Below are 19,407 nucleotides of genomic sequence, written 5' to 3' on the forward strand. Positions count from 1 at the left end.
ACTACACACTCAAATTTACTTACAAATAACTACTATTCACTATGAAAATGATGAAGGAAGAAAGCATGAAAAGAGGCGAATTTTTGAGAAGTCTGGGCCTGAGTACTTCCACATTGATGGCATTTTATTGCCTCGGCACCACCATGACGGCCTGCGGATCCAAAGATGACAATCCAGATCCGGCGAATCCGGGAGGTGGCGGTGGTAGTACAGGGATTACGGGCACCACCACGGGAAGTGCAATCAACTTTACCGTCGACCTCACCAACTCCACCTATGCAACTTTGAAAACCGCTGGACAGTTTAAAATCATTGGAGATGTATTGGTTGCATTCACTTCCGGCAGCGCTTATGTGGCCTTAGCAAAGGCTTGTACCCATGAGGGCACCCAGCTTCAGTACGTCAGTGCCAAAAACAACCTATTCTGCAGCAATCACGGTTCTCAGTTCGCCACAACGGGTGCCGTGCAAAATGGACCAACCACAGGAGGAACCATTGCTGCTTTGAAGGCATACAAAACAACACTATCTGCCGACGGAAATACGCTTACCGTAACCGCTTAAACACAGAACTATGAACTCCGCCCCCATATTTCTTTTTGCATTTCTGTTTCCATTGTTCGTTTCGGCGCAGGACGATCTGCTGAGCCAGCTTCAGCAAGAGGATAGTACAGGTTCACACCCGGTGATGGCTACCTTCAAATCAACACGCGTAGTCAATGGCCAGTCCATTGAAACGATGAAGAAAAATCACCTTGATTTTCGCATCTCACACCGGTTTGGCAGGCTCAATTCCGGCGCTTATCAGCTGTTCGGGCTAGACGCCGCCACCATGCGGATGGGCTTTGAATATGGCGTTACCGATCGGTTCGAGGTAGGCGTAGGCCGCAGCACTTCACAGAAGGTTTACGATTTTTTCGGAAAATACAAATTGATCCAACAATCGGCAGGAGGGGTGCGTAATATTCCGGTTTCCGTAACACTTTTCGGCGGCATGAACATCGCTACGGTGAACAGGGAGCTGGAATTTCAGGACAAGCTATCGTACGTTGCACAGGTTCTGATAGCCCGGAAATTCGGAGAACGCCTGTCGCTGCAGCTTTCGCCCACATATTTGTACCGTAGCATGCCGGAAACAACCGGAGATGAGAAAATCGTACTGGCAGTAGGCCTTGGGGGCAGGTTCAAGCTTTCGAAGCGGGTGTCGCTCAATGGAGAATACTTCCTGACTGCAAGGGAAAAGAACACGCCTACGGCGCCCTACTATGATTCCATGTCCTTTGGTGTGGATATTGAAACGGGTGGACATGTGTTTCAGCTCCACTTTACCAATTCCCTGGGTATGATCGAAAAACAATTTATCGGCGAAACAGCCGGTACCTGGGGCAAAGGCGATATCCATTACGGATTCAACATTTCACGGACTTTCAGTTTCGATAAGAAGAACAAAATTCCTAAATGATCCTTATGAAAAAGTACTTAACAGTCGGCTTAAAGCTGGCCATGATCGGATTGTTTTGCCTCACCGCTACGGTAATTCGCGCTCAGGGCGGATTGTTTTCAACTGCTACCGGTGTTACCCGTTTTTCAGGCACCACTCCTTTGGAGAATATCGAAGCTGAAAACAAAAAGTCTCAGGCTATCCTCAACACAGCAACCGGGGAACTTGCCATCAGGATGAACATGACCGGCTTTGTATTCCCCAATAAGTTGATGCAGGAGCATTTCAACGAAAATTACATCGAATCGGAAAAGTATCCCACCGCAACGTTTAGTGGTAAGGTTAGCAAGTCGCTGGACTATGCCCAAGACGGAACTTATGAGGTGTCGGCTACCGGCAAATTCACTGTACACGGTGTTACAAAGGAGCGAACCATTGACGGGAAATTAACCGTTTCCGGCGGGAAAATAACCCTGACATCGGATTTCAAAGTCGCATTGGCCGATCATAAAATTGAAGTACCCCAGATCGTCTTTGTAAAAATTGCACAGGTGATCAGTGTGAAGGTGAATTATGTTTTGGCACCGTACAAAAAGTGATTGGTATCTACCTGACTTTGCAAAATTTTGGATCGAGAATAAAGAGGATGTGATGGACAACCGCCAGAGGAGCCAGTGCTCCTCTTTTATATATTTCTCCCATGTGTTCGGATAATACATTTTAAGTTATCTAAGTTTACGGTAGCGAGTGTTTTACCATCTTTATTTTCTTCGCTGAATAGTACAACGGTCCCGCAACGGAAAGACCCCGCAATCATGGACGGTGAATCTTTTTATTTTAAAAAAATTCCCAAAAGAGATCTGTTAAACGAGTTACACAATGTGTAACTTTGGTAGGTAAACTTGGCTTAATGAGGATTATCACACCCACCCGTATTCGGGAATTTTATCATACACACGCAGATTCAAAAACGGCATTAGAAGTGTGGATGGCCATGATCAAGGAAATAAGCATCCAGAGCCTGAGCGATTTGAAAAAGGTATCTAATTCAGTGGATATCATTGGTAATAACCGTGTCATATTTGATATTAAAGGCAATAAGTACAGAATAGTTGCCGTCGTGCTGGTGCACCGGCAAATTGTTTACATCCGCTGGATAGGTACATATGCCCAGTATGATAAGATTAACGCGCATCTGGTATAAAACCACCTGGCACCTTATAAATAGTCAAAACGTAAAAAATCAATGAGCACAGTCACAGTAACCCCTATAAAAACAGAAGCAGATTATCAAAATGCGCTGAGCCGTATTGATGAATTACTTGGACTTAATCCAGATCCTTATTCTGAGCTGGATGACGAGCTCGACGTGATCAGCACTTTGGTACACGCTTATGAACAAGCACATTATGCCATCCCCTACCCAGATCCGGTCGATGCAATCAAGTACCTGATGGAGGAAAACGGATGGAAGAATAAAGATTTAGAACAGTTCATTGGCCCTAAATCGCGGGTATCTGAAATTCTGAACCGCAAGAGGTACTTTACCTTGCAGCAAATCCATAACCTACACACGCATTTAGGCTTGCCGTTGGAAATCTTTATTAACGAGAAAGTATTGCAGGTGGTATAGGTAGAAGAGGGAAGACAGTATTCGGGTTTCAAAACCATTTTTCCTATCTCCTCCTGCGCTTTTTCTTAACCGGAGCCTTTTTCTCTTTTACAACCTTCTTTTTCGCCGGTGATTTCCGGGAAACCGCCTTTTTAGTATAGGTTCTGCCCGTTTTGGGTTTGACAATCTCGGGCTCTACAACCGAAATTTCTCCGTCGTCTCCTACCTCACTACCCTCTTCCGCTGTAAAGTCTGAGCCCGCCTTCTCCGGAATCACCGGTAACGCAACATGAATCACCTCGTCCAGGTTTGCGGATTTATCAATTGGTTTTAACCGGAAAGAATAACGATACGTCTTTGCTGGTATCAGATATTCGGGATGGACGCGCGGTGACCAGCTGTCATCGCCACCCAGCCCCATTTGCTTGTAATCAACATTTACCAGTGTTGTTTTTCCTCTCAGTAGTACAGCAGCCCGCTGCTTCGCCTCCATAAGTGACTGATCGGTGTAGTCATGTACATTGAAATTGAACACCGAATCGCTTACGATCAGCAAACCTACACCCTCGGCATTGGCGATACTTGCCCACCTTACGTCCGTTTTGTTTCCGTTTTCCTGGGAGTTGATATAGGCAAAGTGTTGCGCCGAAACCGTTCCCGTATACAATCCTATTTTTCCACTTTGTTTCCTATCCGCGTAGGTTTCATGGGGTCCGTTGCCATACCATTGGGCTTTGATAAAAGAAGCTGGCATCTGAAATTGCAAACCAATTTTGGCCAGAACTGGCCATTCTCCTTCCGGCGTAAAGGTATTCTGAACATGTATGTCGCCCGTGGCAAAGATGGTATAAACCGATGAGACCAGCATTTGCCCCTGATCGTTTTTTAAAGTTTTGGTCAGGATCACTTTGTAAGAATGTGAAGTAATCCGCACTGTTTTTATATCAGACGATGCTTGCTCCAAAGTATCCAGTCCCGCTTTCCGCCACAGTGACGCATAACTTTTGGCACCACCACCTTCATCATTATCCGTGGGCACACGCCAAAAATTTGCATAGGGCCCCGACTCGATCATTTCTTCTTTTTTATTTTTAAAAGAAATCATCCGTCCCGCTTTTTTGTCAAAAGTTACTGAAAACCCTTGTCCGGAAAGCATCACGCGTCCCGAGCTGATCTGAACCACCCGCAACGGAGGATAACCCGAGGTATAAGAAAGGTCCTCCAGTCTTTTTCTGGAAGGTTGCACAGGCACCTGATGCCAGGCGATTTCATATCCGGCAGGAGCCCAGGATGCGGCATTTTTTAGCCTTATACTCAGATTAAGAAAATATTCTGCACCCGACATTCGCGAGGTCGGCACATTATAGGGAATCGTAAATGTTTGTTTTTCCTGAGGAGCAATGTTCAATCCGGTAATTTTGGCCTCCTTACCCACAATTTTACCATTCTCCATCAGCGACCAGACGAGCTCATAATCGTTCAGTGAAAGAAAATCGTATCTATTTGCTAATGTGATCTGGTTCTGACCGGCACGCAGTGTATCGGGAAGCTCAAATTTGACATGCTGGTAAACCTTCTTTACCTCCTGAATCTCAGGCTGCGGCATCCGGTCGGGATTTACAATGCCGTCACCCGCATTGGCACCATCGATGTAATTGAAATAATCCCAGTAGCGCTTTCCATCTTCGTTCTTGAGGGCTATTCCCTGATCCACCCAGTCCCATATAAAGCCACCCTGCATGGTGGGATAGTGATCAATTATCTCCCAGTAATCTTTCAGATTGCCAATGCTATTGCCCATACCATGCGCATATTCACAGATGATCAGCGGACGCGTTTTGTCTTTTGCGACAAGTTCAATCATGTCCTTCACCGAGGGATACATCACCGAAATAAAGTCAAATTCGCTCAGCGTGTTAGGTTTGTAATCTTTACGCCCTTCATAGTGAATCGGTCTCGTAGGATCTGTCAGACGGATATAGTCAGCCATGGCGGTAAAATTGGCTCCCATTCCCGATTCATTTCCAAGGGACCATACAATGACAGACGGGTGATTCTTGTCGCGCTCCACCATAGCCGCTCCTCGAGCTACAAAAGCTGCTTTCCATTCGGGTTTATCGGCCAGAATGATATTTTTACTCCAGAGCTCGTGGCTCTCGACATTGGCTTCATCCATCACGTATAAGCCATATTCATCGCACAGATCGTACCATTGTGTATGGTTGGGATAGTGGGAGGTGCGAACCGCATTGATGTTACTCTGTTTCATCAGCTTAATGTCCTCAATCATGGATTCACGACTGATCACACGACCTGTCTCCGCATCAAACTCATGCCGGTTTACGCCTTTAATGGTAACCGCTTTGCCATTCACCAGCAATTGCCCGCCACGGATTTTAACATCCCTGAAACCCACTCTTTGACTAAAACACTCCAGAACCTTACCATCCGAATTCATTAGTTGGATCGTCAGTGTATACAAATAAGGAATTTCGGCACTCCATTTATTGGGTGATGCCACCGGCATGTCCAGGCGCACTGCTGTTTCTTTAAATGCATCCAGTGTACGAATGACTGCATTACCCTGTGACGATACCAGTGTCTTGCTTTCATCATACAGTGAAAAAACCACCTGATAAGCGTTGATGGCCTGCGCGCCTGCATTGGATACAAAGGCACTCAGATTTAGAACTGCATTTTCATGCTTGTCGTCCAGAGTTGTCCGCACCGTAAAGTCTGTCAGGCGTACCTTGGGCAAAATCATTAGATTAACGTCCCTGTAAATACCCGACAAGCGCCAGTAATCCTGGTCTTCCAGATAGCTGCCATCGGACCAGTTGATTACCTCAACGGCCAGGTGATTGATCCCTTCTTTCACATCGTCGGAAACATTAAACTCAAAGGCCGTCATCCCATCTTCATGATACCCGATTGCCTCACCATTCAGCCATACATAACAGGCGGACTGTACCCCTGCAAAATGCAGGATGTAAGTATTATTTTTGGGGTTTCCGGCGACGGTAAATGTCGTTTTATAAAGACCAACCGCATTGGTATCTGCCTGAATACGTGGCGGGTTGGCATTAAACGGATGTTTAATATTTGAAAAAATGGGTTTGTCATAAGGCCTTCCTTCCCGGGCGCCAATTACCTGCCAGTTGGATGGTACCGGGAGGTCGTCCCAGCCAGCAGTAGATTGTTTCGGATCGAAAAAATCCAAAGGCGCCTTCGAAGGATGTGACGCCCATTTAAATTTCCAGGAACCATTGAGCGACTGTACGAATGGCGTCGTTTTTTCAAACTGAAGGGCACTCTTTTCGTCTGGATAAGGGGTATAATCCGCATGAGCCCTTTCCGTATTGATGCTGAAAACCTGAGCATCCTGCCACTCCGGAAGTGCCTGCCCCATCCCCGAATTCCACCCCAAAATTAAAAGCACTGCCACAAAGTGAAACCGGATTGTCCCAGGATAATGTATGTTTAGCATTCGTTTCGAAATAATCTTATTGCGCCTATAAAACCGAGTTGACACCTTCCCCATTTTGACCCAAAATTAGGTATAATCAAAAATAAACAGGCTCAAAATAAATGACTACCCGCAGTTTTATTTACATAATGCTTTAATTTGTTCTGTTCATATAAAAACCTGATCATGTTATTAGCCGTTGATGTTGGGAATACAGATACTGTTTTTGGAATTTACCACGATGGCTCCTGGAACCACATCTGGCGTATGCGCTCCCTGGCGCAGGAAGGAGAAGCACATTATGAATCTAAACTAAGGCTGCATTTTCTTGAAGCAGGGTTATGGTTTGGTGATGTGGAAACCGTGGTTTTAAGCAGTGTTGTTCCCGATATGACTCCGGTCATTTCAAGAACCCTCCGATCCCTTTTTGGAGATAACATCATACTGGTAGGCCCTGATATCTTTCCGGATCTGGCCATTGCCATCGATCATCCTCATGAGATCGGCGCAGACCTTATAGCGAATGCTGTGGCCGTTACGACACGCTATAAGCAAAATTGCGTGGTGGTGGATTTTGGCACCGCCCTCACCTTTACGACCGTATCCAAGGAAGGGCAAATACTCGGGGTTGCCATTCTTCCGGGTTTGGTAACAGCGGTAAAATCCTTGTTTGCCAATACTGCCCAACTTCCGGAAGTGCCTTTAAAATTACCTTCCTCAGCCATCGGCAAAAACACTACGGAGGCCATTCAGGCCGGAATTTTATTGGGTTATGAAGGCCTGGTCAAATCGCTCATCCTTCGCATCAGAACAGAACTTGGCGGGGATTGTATTGCCGTTGCCACAGGAGGCTTGTCATCCATTATTGAAACCTTGAAGGACGAATTTGTAGAAATAGACAGGAAGCTCACTTTGGATGGCTTACGGATAATTGGAGAACGTATTAGCGGTAACCTGGCATAAATATTAAGGTTTCAACAAGAATTTAATGCAAATGCCGTGCGGCGGTCCGCAAAGAGCTATCAGCAGCGAAGCTTGAGCTTTTTGCCTATTCCAGGTACAATAATAAGGCACTCGTTGCATTTTCGTGAGAGATTTAAGTGCAAAATCTGACCTCTTTTCTTGCCTTTGCGAGTTAAACAACAAAAATAACAGAGGTTTCAAAGTTTAAATCACCAATACCTAAAACCTTCCCCCTTCCATTTTTTCCAGTCCTGTAACAGACTGATTGTAAAGATAAGTCCAGCAGTCCAGAGATGTCCCGTCCTCCATGGTTACCATGACTATCTTCCTTAGGTACAAACTTTCAGATTCATTTTCCAGGACGTCCTCATACGCGTCCAAATCCTTCCACAGACCGGAATCAGTTACCCTGTAAATTTCCCCGTAAACCCGCTGATCAGTACCAGCCATGTAAATAGCTCCAGGATACCAACTTACCCGGTAGAGCAGTCCGGGAAAATAACCATTCCCATGAAATACCGATGCTTTTCTGAGCTTACTGGCAAACGGGTTCCCGAACCTTTGCATTAAGGTACCGTAGGTGAATAGGAAATCTGACGTATTCATGAAAATTGAACCGTTTTAATTTAATCTTCAAAAAGTAATAATTACTGTCTAAGAATAGTCAATATCTATAAAAGCCTCCAAAATCCACTTGTATTATAAGTAGTTTTTCACTTTATTGTGTAGCTCTTCATTTTACAGAACAAGCTTATGTATGACAAAAATCTTGGCACCAAACAAAAGGCCCTCCTCATTAATTTAGATCGCAGGATCTATGGATCATTTGCCGAGATCGGTGCCGGGCAGGAAACCGCCGCTTATTTTTTCAAAGCCGGCGGGGCTTCCGGAACCGTTGCCAAAACAATGTCGGCTTATGATATGACATTCAGTGACGCCATTTATGGGACGGAAGAAGGTGGGCGTTATGTCGTTGAATCCCGTCTGATGAAAATGCTCAACAGGGAGTTTAACCTGGTTGAAAAACGGCTTTCGGAAAAAAGGGGAGCAGAAAGTCAGTTTTTCGCCTTTGCCAATACCGTCGTTGCGCTTAACTTTCAAAAAACCAATGAGTCGCATGGCTGGCTTGGCCTCCAGTACCAGCTTACACCCCTTGGCCCCGCCAATTATGTGGTTATTCACGTACGGATGCGCGACAACGAAAACCTGTTACAGCAGCAGGCTCTCGGCATTATTGGGGTTAACCTTATGTATGGGTGCTTTTTTTATTACAAATCGCCCGAAACACTCCTGCTTTCACTGATGGACGATCTCACGCCGGACCGGATCGAGATTGACATGGTGCGTTTCAGCGGACCGGACTTCATAAAAGTGGACAATCGGTTAATGAGCCTGCGCCTAGTCCGAAACGGATTTACCGATGCAGCCCTCTTTGGCAGTGATGGCGGTGTATTACAGCCATCGGAGGCACTATATAAAAAGCACATCCTGATGATGAGAGGACGCTTGCGGCCCATCACCAATGTGCACATTGACCTCATCAGCAACGGACAAAAGCAATTCCTGGCTGAGCCGGATGTGGACGAATCCAAGGTTGTGCTTATCTCCGAATTGACACTACACAATCTGAAGGGTGCTTCACGCGATATTGACGAGAAGGATTTCCTGGATCGGGTGGACATCCTTTGTTCCCTGGGCCACATGGTAATGATATCCAATCACCATGAGTATTTCCGACTGGTCTCCTACCTGTCACGACTTACCAAACTTAAGATCGGACTGTTACTCGGAAGCCCCAGTCTGCAGGATATTTTTGATGAAAAACATTATCAGTTCTTACCCGGGGGTATTCTGGAATCTTTTGCTACGCTGTTTAGCAGAAAAGTGAAATTATTTATCTATCCCACGCTTCAGGCCGATGGATCCGTTTACAGCTGTGAGAATTTCATAGTGCCAGACCAGCTAAGGCCTTTGTTTCAATATCTGGTGATCAATGATAAAATTGAAGATATACGCAATTACAATAAAGATCACATGCACATCACCACCGATAGTGTTCTGGATAAGATAAAGCGAGGTGAACCGGGCTGGGAGAAATTGGTCCCCGACAATGTGGCTGCGATGATTAAGGACAAATCCCTGTTTGGCTTGCCCAACGACGAAAACTATGCTGATACCGTAAAACAGATACACCAGGCGGTAGGAAATCTTTAAAATACCTCCCTGAATTTTTTCATTAGTAAAAAAAGTCATTAAAGTGTGAGTCCCTTTTACTCCTCCAAACAGGAGTTCGTATTGTCATGGCAGGACAACGCGGGTGCGGATTAACCAAGGGTAAAATCGAACAAGGGTAATCTTTTGGTTGCAAACATGTTATATGACCCATACCCTTTCCCCACCCACAACCTTTTTTGGACGCCTTCGATACCTTGGTCCGGGCTTTATACTTTCTGCGGCAATTGTAGGATCGGGGGAGCTCATTGCCACCACAGCGCTTGGGGCAAAGGCTGGTTTCATTACCTTCTGGGTAATCATAGTGAGCTGTCTTGTCAAAGTTGCCTTACAACTTGAATTCGGGAAAAATGCCATTTATACCGGCACATTCATGATGCATAATTTCAACAATCTACCTGGGCTGAGACTCGGCAGAGCACACTGGAGCATTTGGCTGTGGCTTTCCCTGCAAGGACTCAAAATGCTGCAGGTCGGGGGTATTGTGGGTGGTGTGGCCATTGTGCTCAGCATGGCTTGGCCGGTTGTTCCAGTCAACGTTTGGGCAATTTTATCTGTAATGCTTACCTCGTTTCTTGTTTATCGGGGCCACTACGGCCCTATTGAGAAAGGATCCCTGGTAATGATCCTCCTGTTTACAGCCGTAATTCTTATCTCGCTCATCTCCCTTCAGGAGACAAAATATGCAATCAGTTGGGAACAATTGAAAACCGGCCTTACCTTCTCATTACCGGTCGAACTGGTTGCCATTGCTTTTGGCGCATTTGGCATTACCGGTGTGGGTGGTGACGAAATCATGTATTATAATTATTGGTGTATCGAGAAAGGCTATGCCACCTATACAGGCAAAAATGATGGAACTCCTGAATGGACGGCAAGGGCCAAAGGGTGGTTTCGGGTGATGTATCTGGACGCAGTTTTGTCCATGATTGTGTATACAGTCGTGACTGCTGCCTTTTACTTGCTGGGTGCAGCCATTCTCCACGGGAGTGGAAACATACCGGAAGGTTTTGCAATGATTGAAGTTCTTTCCCGGATTTTCACAGAGACCCTCGGCACCTGGGCCAAAATGCTATTCCTGGTTGGCGCTTTTTTTGCGCTGTATTCCACCCTCTTTACAGCAACCGCTAGCTGGGCGAGAGTATGGGGAGATGCTTTCGGAGAACTGGGTTGGATGAAATTCGAAACAGCAGGCCAGCAGAAAAAAACAATTGCCATTTTATCATGGGTACTTCCAGCCATCTGGTGTATTTTATTTTTGTTTTTACAAGCACCGGTGATGATGGTTATCCTGGGCGGGATCGCCACTTCCATACTGCTTATCCTGATCGTATACGTGGCTTTTGTGTTTCGCTATCGGGAACTGCCTGAATCCCTCAAGCCGTCCAAAATCTATGATATCTTTTTCTGGATTAGTATTCTGTCTATACTTACGGTCAGCGCTTACGGCGTGTGGCAAATCCTTTAACCAAATAGTAGTACTAAACGCAAAAATAGTTGTATTATTCAATAGGGAAGGTGGTGGCTTTCCTCGTCTGGATAGCACAGATCATTTCCCTGACCATTCCTAAATTCTATATTATGAGCGAAGAAAACCAGGTTTCGAGGAGAGACTTTATTAAAAATTCGGCAGTAGCGGCTACTGTCATGGCTATACCCTCCATTATTCCATCAAGTGCTTTTGGCGCAAATGATCGCGTACGTGTAGCAGTGCTTGGAGTCAATGGACGTGGGCAGAACCATATCAGCGGATTTAACAGTCTGGCGAATGCCGAAGTAGCAACCCTTTGCGATCCGGATAACAACATTTTGCAAACGCGAGCAAAGGAGTTTAAAGAAAAAACAGGTAAGACTGTCAAGACAGAAAATGATCTTCGTAAGGTGTATGAAGATAAAACAATTGACGCCGTAAGTATCGCTACGCCCAACCACTGGCATGCGCTGTCCGCCATTTGGGCCATGCAGGCTGGAAAGGATGTGTATGTGGAAAAACCCGGCTCTCACAATATCCACGAAGGCCGTAAAATGGTGGAAGCCGCTCATAAATACAAACGTGTGGTGCAGCACGGTGTACAGCTGCGGAGTTCGGTGGCATTACAGGAAGCCGTAAAACATTTGCGTGACGGGCTGATCGGAAACGTATACATGGCTCGTGGGCTGGTTTACAAATGGAGACCAGATATTGGCGATAAAGGCACCTCGGCAATACCCGAGGGGTTAAACTACGACCTCTGGACAGGCCCGGCAGAAATGAAGCCATTTTCAAAAAATTATGTGCATTACGACTGGCACTGGCATTGGAACTACGGAAACGGCGACATAGGAAACCAGGGCATTCACGAAACCGATATGTGTATGTGGGGCCTGGGAGTAGATACATTTCCTGAAAAAATAACGTCTTCAGGTGGTAAGTTTCTTTGGAATGATGCCAAGGAAACGCCCGAAGTTTTGAGCTCCTCCTTCATCTACCCGAAAGAGAAAAAGATCATTGAATTTGAAGTGCGTCCCTGGATGACCAACGACGAAGGTGGCGTGGGAATTGGCAATATATTTTACGGAAGTGAAGGTTATATGGTCGTAAAAGGATATGATTTTTACGAAACCTTCCTCGGAAAAGAAAAAAAGCCAGGACCTACCCGTAAAGCAGGTGGAGATCACTACAAGAACTTTATAGACGCCGTAGTTGCAAAAGATCCCAAAATGGTAAATGGCCCGGTCGAAACGGCTCACTTATCATCCGGATTGGCTCATTTGGGCAATATTGCCTACCGTACCGGACGAGCCCTCACGTTTGATCCGAAAACTGAAAGATTTGTAGGTGACGAGGATGCAAACAAATATCTCAGCAGGAAATATCGCGGTCCGTATTCATTACCGGAAAGGGTGTAGGTGACAAGTAATATTGGATTTCCAAAAGGAAATTTTTAAAAGAAATGGCCTTTCAGAACTTCTTAGCCTGGATTCTTTTATCCGGGCTATTTTTTTATTCAATACCAGATAGTGCCAAATCAATTGTGTTTTTCAGGAATGGCAATTTGGTGTCAACAATATCCCAGACAAGTTCCAAGTCAACACCGAAATACTCGTGGATCAGAAAATTCCTAAAACCGACAATCCGCTTCCACTCAATTTCACTATAATTTTCTTTGAATTCACTTGACAAGAAATTTGCAGCTTCTCCTATAATTTCAAGTTGTCGCTCAACAGCAAACCTAATTAGGGGTTCGTCGTAAAGGTCTTGTTTAGTTTTATTTTTCAGGAAGCGCTGAACATAAACGATTACTTCCTGTATGTGTAAAAGCCTGATCTTGTCGGGATTAAACTTTTTCATAGATCAGTTTTTTATCCTGGTCAATGAAAGGTTTCAAGAAAGAAGACAGTCCATTAGAGCTCACAAGATCTACTTTTGTACCAAGAAGTTCTGAAAGCTCTTCCTGCATTTCCATAAATATGAAAAAATCGGCTCCCCCTTCATAGTCAAGATCAACCAGAATATCCACATCACTTTTGGCGTGACTCTCATTTCTGGCAATGGATCCAAAAATAAAAGCCTTTTTTATTGGCCGGGTTAAAAAATACGATGCGAGTTTTTTAACGATCTCTTCCATTGATTCTTAAACATTTATGTCGAAAGATACATAATCCTGGTGTATGCTAGTAAATTTTGGTTAGCAGGAGAAGTCACCGCCTACTTTTCCTTAAACGCAGCTTTCCCACTCTCTAAATAAGCCGCAAAATTGGCCGGATTCAGATCATAATTTTTCGGTGGAATCAGCAACTTACCATCATGATCCACAATACAATAGTGCGGCTGTGCATTGTTATTATAATTCACAATTTGCAAATCACCATTTTGAGCACCGATCGTTTTCTTCACTTTGTTGTCGTATTTGGATGTGTACCAATCCGACTCCGGTAATTCTGTTTTATCGTCTACATACAAGGCTACAATAACGAAATCATTCTGCAACCTTTGGAGAACAGCCGGGTCGGGCCAGACGCGCGCTTCCATTTCACGGCAATTGACGCATCCGTGACCTGTAAAATCTATAAAAACCGGTTTGTTTACTTTTTTCGCATAGGCCAGCGCCTCCTTAAAATCAAAAAAGCCGTCCAGTTCATGGGGTAAATGAAACAGGTCCGCATGTTTCCTGGTTGGACCCATTTTCGGCGACAGAGAACCCGATATTGCTCTTTTATTCAAATCGAAATCAAGCGTTGATTGCGGCGGCAGATATCCGGCCAGTGCTTTTAAAGGAGCGCCCCACATGCCAGGCAACATGTATACCACAAAGGTCAATGTGATGATAGACAGTATAATGCGTGGTACACTGACCTTTTCCACAACGGAATCGTGAGGCGTACGTATCTTACCAAGTAAATAAAATCCAAGCATCCCAAAAATAACGATCCAGAAGGCGAGGTAGATCTCACGATCCAGTAGCCGCCAGTGGTACACCTGATCCGCTATACTGAAAAACTTAAGTGCAAGGGCTAGTTCCAGAAAACCAAAAACAACTTTCACTGTATTTAACCAGCCACCCGATTTGGGAAGTGATTTCAGCCATTGGGGGAACAATGCAAAAAGCGTGAATGGAATGGCGAACGCCAGTGAAAATGCCGCCATGCCAACGATGGGTTTAATCACTTCGCCTCCCGCCGACGCAATGAGCAGGCTCCCTACGATAGGCCCGGTACATGAAAACGACACCAGAACCAACGTAAATGCCATAAAAAATATGCCTATATAACCTCCCTTATCGGCTCTTGCATCCATCTGATTGACGAACCCGCTAGGCAGAACGATCTCAAAAAGACCAAGGAAAGACAACCCAAAAACCAGGAAAATAGAAAAGAACAAAAGGTTCGGGAACCAGTGGGTACTCAAAAAATTGGCAAATGCCGGTCCGTTAATTCTCGAAACAACAGTACCGATCAATGTATAGATCAAAACGATAGAGATACCGTAGATAAATGCCTTTACTCTCCCATTTTCCTGGTTGGTAAAATAGCTAACCGTCATGGGAATGATCGGAAATACACAGGGAGTAAGCAAAGCCAATAATCCGGACAGGAAAGCTGCGATGGCAAAACCCAAAAGCGAGTTACCGGCTGCTGGATCTTCTGGAGTAGCCATGGCGACTGTTGATGCAGTCTTGGTTGGATCTTCTGAATCTGTACTTGCCGGTGCCGTTACCGTTTCCGAAGAATCAATCGCTGCAACCTTTTCAGGATTTTCTTCAGCCACCGGAGGATGGCTCGCCACAGCGAGTTTCTGACCCGCTTCACTATCAGGAAGAGAGGCCACAACTTTCATACCTGTAAATTCAAAATCTTCATTACCCGGTACACAGACCCCGTTTGTATGTCGGCAGGTGAGGTAATTTGAACTTCCCGTGATTACAGGATTGTCAGCAAGTATTTTTATGGTTTGTGTAAAAACTACTTTGTTCTCAAAGTAGCGGACGGTTCCCTTCCATACCTCCTCGTATTTTTGCTTAGGCTTTCCAAACTTTACCTTGCCGACAAGTTCGTAGGACTTGTCCGGTTTCATTTCGAAAGTAGTTGGGATGGGCCCGATATCCGGGTCCAGGTCGGGGGAATAGATATACCAATCATTCTGAAGGGCAACCGTGTAAATCAAATCAACAGTCTCTCCTTTTTTGACTTCCTTTTTTGAAAAGGTGTAAGTCCATGTAGCAGGCTTTTGTATCTGTGAAAATGCACTTGAAACTGCCAGAAATAAGCAAAGAACGAGAAAGAGAAAAGGTGAATGCTTCATTTTGAAAAATCGATGGTAAAAGCTGAACAGTAGAATTCAGCACTATATTGTTACAAACTTATGGCATTGTGCAATAACTTATTAATGCAACGAAATTTTCTTAAAAAAATTCATCCATCGGGAGCCGCCATAGAAATCGGAAACTGGCAGCAATGTAATTTTTAGCGAAAGAAGGAGCCTATGGCCAATAACCGCATAAACTTTAAACGCATAAACTCTTGAAAGACCGTCAATCCCTTAACTTTGAAAAAAAACAAAAAAGATTCTTCATGTCACAGATACTATATGTTGTCAAAATCGGTGGAAATGTAATTGACGATCCGGAAGCTTGTAAACGTTTCTTGACCGAGTTTGTCAAATTATCGGCACCAAAAATCCTTATTCATGGCGGTGGCAAGATTGCCACACAGATCGCCGCGAAACTTCAGATCGAAACGCAAATGGTAGAGGGGCGAAGGATCACAGACAAACCCATGCTGGACGTTGTGACTATGGTTTACGGCGGATTAGTAAATAAGAATCTGGTGGCCCAGCTTCAAGCCTCTGATTGCAATGCAATTGGACTTACGGGTGCCGACGGAGGTATTATCCGCTCAGTAAAACGCCCTGTCAAAACAATAGACTATGGTTTTGTTGGTGATATTGAGGCTGTAAACACCCAACAAATCGCTACGCTTCTTAAAGGCAGCCTTGTACCTGTGATAGCTCCGCTCACGTATAGCTCTGAGGGATTGCTCCTCAATACCAATGCTGATACCATGGCATCGGCAGTGGCGGTGTCCATGGCAGGCCTGTTCGATACAAATCTCATCTATTGCTTTGAGAAAAAAGGAGTTCTCTCTGATCCTGAAGACGATGACGCGGTAATCAAGACCATGACCCCCGCTTTGTATGATTCTTTTAAATCGTCAGGAGTGATTACAAAAGGAATGATCCCAAAATTAGATAATGCTTTTGAAGCAATCAACAAAGGTGTTTCAGCCGTAACCATTTGTCAGGCGGACGACCTCAACAGGGCGTTGTCCGGCAGCACCGGCACCACCCTTACGAAAGAATGAACGGACCAAAGCACTTGGTGCTTTTTCGGATGCGGTTTTGTTTAACACTTGATTGAGTCAATAAAATGCTGGTAAATAGCAATCTATAAACGGAATACCTATATTCGAAAGATGAATTTTAAGAATGTTCCGTGCAATAAAGTTGAACCAACAATACAATCGAGTGAAACTTAACCTTCAAAATGCGGTCATTATTCTAATCGCCGGAATGCTCCTTGTGTTAGCCGGGGTGGTATTAAAAACTGAAATGCCCCCGTTTTCCAATCCAGTTGTGCTGTCGGGTCTAGCGGTGGAATTTATCGGCACCATCTGGCTGGTACTGAGCCTCAACCAAAGAAGAAAAAAAGAGGAAAAATAATCCTCAGATTTTACTAGACTTATTACGCAAACAGAAATCAGCCAGCACCAGGGCTGCCATAGCCTCCACGATCGGCACTGCCCTCGGAACTACGCATGGATCATGGCGTCCCTTCCCTTGAACAATAGCCGCGTCACCATACGCATCAATGCTTTCCTGATCTTGCATGATGGTGGCAACTGGCTTAAATGCAACCCGGAAATAAATATCTTCGCCATTCGAAATTCCGCCTTGGATCCCTCCTGAATGGTTCGTGCGCGTGTGTACCGACTCCGTTTCATCAATGTAGAAAGCGTCGTTATGAACAGAACCCAGCATTTTAACCCCTTCGAAACCACTCCCATATTCAAAACCCTTCACCGCATTGATGCTCAGCATGGCTTTGCCAAGTTCAGCATGTAGTTTATCAAACACAGGTTCTCCCCAGCCTGCCGGAACTCCTTTAATCACACAAGTGACTACACCTCCGATGGAGTCACCGTTTTTCCGTACCGCATCAATGTAACTGAACATTTTTTCGGCCATCTCCATGTCCGGGCAACGAACCGCATTCGTTTCTGTTAAAGAAAGATCAAGCTCGTTGTATGATTTGTCGAGGCTCATGGTGCCCACCTGAGACACATAGGCCTGTATTTTTACGCTTTCTTCTGTCAATAGGATTTTCGCCACTGCACCTGCAGCGACACGTGCAGCGGTTTCACGCGCTGAACTTCGGCCACCACCGCGGTAGTCGCGCACACCATATTTGACCTGATAAGTGTAATCTGCATGTGATGGGCGAAACTGTGCGGCTATGTGTGAGTAATCCTTACTCCGCTGGTCTTCGTTTCTTATTATAAGTGCGATGGGCGTGCCTGTTGTCTTTCCCTCAAAAACACCTGACAACACTTCAAACTCATCCCCCTCCTTTCTTTGTGTCGTAATTTTAGATTGTCCGGGCTTCCTTCTGGCGAGTTCTTGTTGAATAAAATCCGAATCGAAATTAACTCCTGCCGGACATCCGTCAATCACAACACCAATCCCAACTCCATGCGACTCGCCAAAAGTGGCTATCTTAAATATTTTACCGTACGTACTACTCATGAACTATCATTTTCTAAAAACCCAAACCATCGCTATCAATAGCAAAATCACAATCGCATTGGTGATATCCTTCAATATTTTTCTATAATCAAACGTCTCCTTAGTGCTATCCAGTTTTTCCAGATTATCATACAAGCTTAATGAGCTGTACAACGAAATGTTTCCCAGGCGGTAATCCTCCCCTTTCACCTGAATACTCTTTAACGATCTCAACGTATCATATTTCTCCTTCACCGGATCAAAATAAATCCACTGACAATAACGGCTCAAAGGAAATTTACCTTCCTGACGTGGAACTACAAAATAGTCAAATACCTTTTCGCCTGAAACACTCCTGTCCGTTACCTTTTTCAGCTGACTAACATCAGGCGGATAAAAATCGAAAGCCGGGTTGGTAAGAATTTCGGGCTCACTTATTGCAGTAATATTTCCTTTTCCCTGTATAATGAACAAATATCGTATACTCTCGCCCGCATAGATCGTCGATCCTGAAAGCCTTTCAATCAAACTATACTGCCCTACCGATACCACATCTCTTAACGGATGTTGCGGTAAAGGCTTCACTTTTATTTTTAACGCTTTCGAATTAAATGGTTTTAAATGCTGGCTCCCGATTTCAGAAGTATTTTTATTTACCACCACCAGCATCTCCAAAGTTACAGCAGGAAGCACAATATCCTGTAAGGTTAAGGGGAATAATTGAGCCTGGTACATATTGTACTCCGTATACAGCCTGCCCCCGATTTTGACTTCCCGCTTGACAATTTCTTCCAGACCTACATTTTCTTCCCAGCAGGCGGGCGGTCGTAGTTTTTTCAGGATTGCCTGCAGCTGGTTGTTGAACTGATAGAATTCCATATCAATGGGCGCATTCTCAGCTACAAACAAAGATACCCGGACAGAAAACCCTTCCCGGATATAAACACTTTTTTTATCTGACTGTACGGATAGAAAAATATCCCTATTGTCGGTATCCAAATCAGGGAGTAATGATGAGACCTCGTTTTCCAAAGGATCGTTGTCACCGTTATTCCCCAACCCGAAGACTACGATGGTCTCCTCCGATCGGACCTTAATACCATTGATTGAAAGAACAAACGCCTGAATTGGGTATTTGCCAGCAGTTTTCGCATAGTACTGTTGGCTGATGGTCTGAACCACAACCTTCTCCCCATCTACTGTATTAATAGCACTTGTAACCGATTTACTCTGTTTTTCCAGTCCGGGAATCTCCGGAAACAAAACCGGGACTCTATTTTCAACACCTTTCAATATTACAGAAATGGTCAGAGGCTCACCCAACGTAAGACTTTTATTACCAAATTCGATCGAATAAGCCTCGGTGGTCTCCTGCGCACAAACAACACCAGAAAAACACAAAATTATATTCAATAAGACATATAATTTCATTGA

At 44.8% G+C, this 19,407-nt stretch carries 18 protein-coding genes; 11 read left to right on the forward strand and 7 right to left on the reverse strand.

What is annotated here, in order from left to right; genetic code table 11:
- Nucleotides 1-47 precede the first annotated feature (47 nt).
- The 5 genes from DYADSP32_RS17440 to DYADSP32_RS17460 all read left to right on the forward strand — a co-directional run bounded on the left by DYADSP32_RS17440 (nucleotide 48) and on the right by DYADSP32_RS17460 (nucleotide 3,073).
- Complete coding sequence (locus tag DYADSP32_RS17440; protein ID WP_414617867.1) at nucleotides 48-563, forward strand: ubiquinol-cytochrome c reductase iron-sulfur subunit; 516 nt, start codon at nucleotides 48-50, stop codon at nucleotides 561-563.
- 10 nt (nucleotides 564-573) lie between these two features.
- Nucleotides 574-1,461: a DUF5777 family beta-barrel protein gene (locus tag DYADSP32_RS17445; protein WP_149241548.1), complete on the forward strand. Its 888-nt coding sequence runs from the start codon at nucleotides 574-576 to the stop codon at nucleotides 1,459-1,461.
- 5 nt (nucleotides 1,462-1,466) lie between these two features.
- Nucleotides 1,467-2,039, forward strand: a complete 573-nt coding sequence (locus tag DYADSP32_RS17450) for a YceI family protein (protein WP_414617868.1) — start codon at nucleotides 1,467-1,469, stop codon at nucleotides 2,037-2,039.
- A gap of 311 nt (nucleotides 2,040-2,350) precedes the next feature.
- Nucleotides 2,351-2,644, forward strand: coding sequence for a type II toxin-antitoxin system HigB family toxin (locus tag DYADSP32_RS17455; protein ID WP_149241547.1), 294 nt, complete (start codon nucleotides 2,351-2,353; stop codon nucleotides 2,642-2,644).
- Nucleotides 2,645-2,686: 42 nt separating this feature from the next.
- The gene (locus DYADSP32_RS17460; RefSeq protein WP_149241546.1) at nucleotides 2,687-3,073 is read left to right on the forward strand and encodes a transcriptional regulator; all 387 of its coding nucleotides are present in this window, start codon (nucleotides 2,687-2,689) and stop codon (nucleotides 3,071-3,073) included.
- A 43-nt stretch (nucleotides 3,074-3,116) separates the two neighbouring features.
- On the opposite strand, the gene DYADSP32_RS17465 is transcribed toward DYADSP32_RS17460, so the two are convergent.
- Entirely contained in the window at nucleotides 3,117-6,539 is a 3,423-nt protein-coding gene (locus tag DYADSP32_RS17465; protein WP_414617869.1) for a glycoside hydrolase family 2 TIM barrel-domain containing protein, read from the reverse strand.
- A gap of 165 nt (nucleotides 6,540-6,704) precedes the next feature.
- Here DYADSP32_RS17465 and DYADSP32_RS17470 point away from each other — a divergent pair, with 165 nt between their 5' ends.
- On the forward strand, nucleotides 6,705-7,481 hold the full coding sequence (locus DYADSP32_RS17470; RefSeq protein WP_149241545.1) for a type III pantothenate kinase: 777 nt from the start codon (nucleotides 6,705-6,707) through the stop codon (nucleotides 7,479-7,481).
- A gap of 219 nt (nucleotides 7,482-7,700) precedes the next feature.
- On the opposite strand, the gene DYADSP32_RS17475 is transcribed toward DYADSP32_RS17470, so the two are convergent.
- Entirely contained in the window at nucleotides 7,701-8,087 is a 387-nt protein-coding gene (locus DYADSP32_RS17475; RefSeq protein ID WP_149241544.1) for a gamma-glutamylcyclotransferase family protein, read from the reverse strand.
- Between the two features lie 147 nt (nucleotides 8,088-8,234).
- On the opposite strand from DYADSP32_RS17475, the gene DYADSP32_RS17480 reads away from it, so the two are divergent.
- From DYADSP32_RS17480 to DYADSP32_RS17490, 3 genes are all read left to right on the forward strand, one after another.
- The gene (locus tag DYADSP32_RS17480; protein ID WP_149241543.1) at nucleotides 8,235-9,695 is read left to right on the forward strand and encodes a TonB-dependent receptor; all 1,461 of its coding nucleotides are present in this window, start codon (nucleotides 8,235-8,237) and stop codon (nucleotides 9,693-9,695) included.
- A 163-nt stretch (nucleotides 9,696-9,858) separates the two neighbouring features.
- On the forward strand, nucleotides 9,859-11,181 hold the full coding sequence (locus DYADSP32_RS17485; protein ID WP_149241542.1) for an Nramp family divalent metal transporter: 1,323 nt from the start codon (nucleotides 9,859-9,861) through the stop codon (nucleotides 11,179-11,181).
- 113 nt (nucleotides 11,182-11,294) lie between these two features.
- Nucleotides 11,295-12,602 carry a Gfo/Idh/MocA family oxidoreductase gene (locus DYADSP32_RS17490; RefSeq protein ID WP_149244791.1) on the forward strand — a complete coding sequence of 436 codons (1,308 nt, stop codon included), beginning with the start codon at nucleotides 11,295-11,297 and terminating at the stop codon, nucleotides 12,600-12,602.
- 94 nt (nucleotides 12,603-12,696) lie between these two features.
- Here the strand turns inward: DYADSP32_RS17490 and DYADSP32_RS17495 are convergent, their stop codons facing one another.
- From DYADSP32_RS17495 to DYADSP32_RS17505, 3 genes are all read right to left on the reverse strand, one after another.
- Entirely contained in the window at nucleotides 12,697-13,044 is a 348-nt protein-coding gene (locus tag DYADSP32_RS17495; protein WP_149241541.1) for a HepT-like ribonuclease domain-containing protein, read from the reverse strand.
- On the reverse strand, nucleotides 13,031-13,321 hold the full coding sequence (locus DYADSP32_RS17500; protein ID WP_149241540.1) for a nucleotidyltransferase domain-containing protein: 291 nt from the start codon (nucleotides 13,319-13,321) through the stop codon (nucleotides 13,031-13,033). The genes DYADSP32_RS17495 and DYADSP32_RS17500 overlap by 14 nt, the downstream gene beginning before the upstream one ends.
- Before the next feature lie 80 nt (nucleotides 13,322-13,401).
- Nucleotides 13,402-15,495 (reverse strand): cytochrome c biogenesis protein CcdA, encoded by a 2,094-nt coding sequence (locus tag DYADSP32_RS17505; RefSeq protein ID WP_149241539.1) that lies wholly within the window; start codon nucleotides 15,493-15,495, stop codon nucleotides 13,402-13,404.
- Between the two features lie 269 nt (nucleotides 15,496-15,764).
- Between DYADSP32_RS17505 and argB the strand changes: the two genes are divergently transcribed.
- Together argB and DYADSP32_RS17515 are read left to right on the forward strand one after the other, a co-directional pair.
- Entirely contained in the window at nucleotides 15,765-16,553 is a 789-nt protein-coding gene (argB, locus tag DYADSP32_RS17510; protein WP_149241538.1) for an acetylglutamate kinase, read from the forward strand.
- A 163-nt stretch (nucleotides 16,554-16,716) separates the two neighbouring features.
- Nucleotides 16,717-16,911 carry a hypothetical protein gene (locus tag DYADSP32_RS17515; protein ID WP_149241537.1) on the forward strand — a complete coding sequence of 65 codons (195 nt, stop codon included), beginning with the start codon at nucleotides 16,717-16,719 and terminating at the stop codon, nucleotides 16,909-16,911.
- Between the two features lie 3 nt (nucleotides 16,912-16,914).
- Here the strand turns inward: DYADSP32_RS17515 and aroC are convergent, their stop codons facing one another.
- Nucleotides 16,915-17,994 (reverse strand): chorismate synthase, encoded by a 1,080-nt coding sequence (gene aroC, locus DYADSP32_RS17520; protein WP_149241536.1) that lies wholly within the window; start codon nucleotides 17,992-17,994, stop codon nucleotides 16,915-16,917.
- Between the two features lie 6 nt (nucleotides 17,995-18,000).
- Nucleotides 18,001-19,404 carry a BatD family protein gene (locus tag DYADSP32_RS17525; RefSeq protein ID WP_149241535.1) on the reverse strand — a complete coding sequence of 468 codons (1,404 nt, stop codon included), beginning with the start codon at nucleotides 19,402-19,404 and terminating at the stop codon, nucleotides 18,001-18,003.
- Nucleotides 19,405-19,407: the final 3 nt, after the last annotated feature.

This window comes from Dyadobacter sp. 32, from assembly GCF_902506755.1.
Taxonomy (GTDB): Bacteria; Bacteroidota; Bacteroidia; order Cytophagales; family Spirosomataceae; genus Dyadobacter.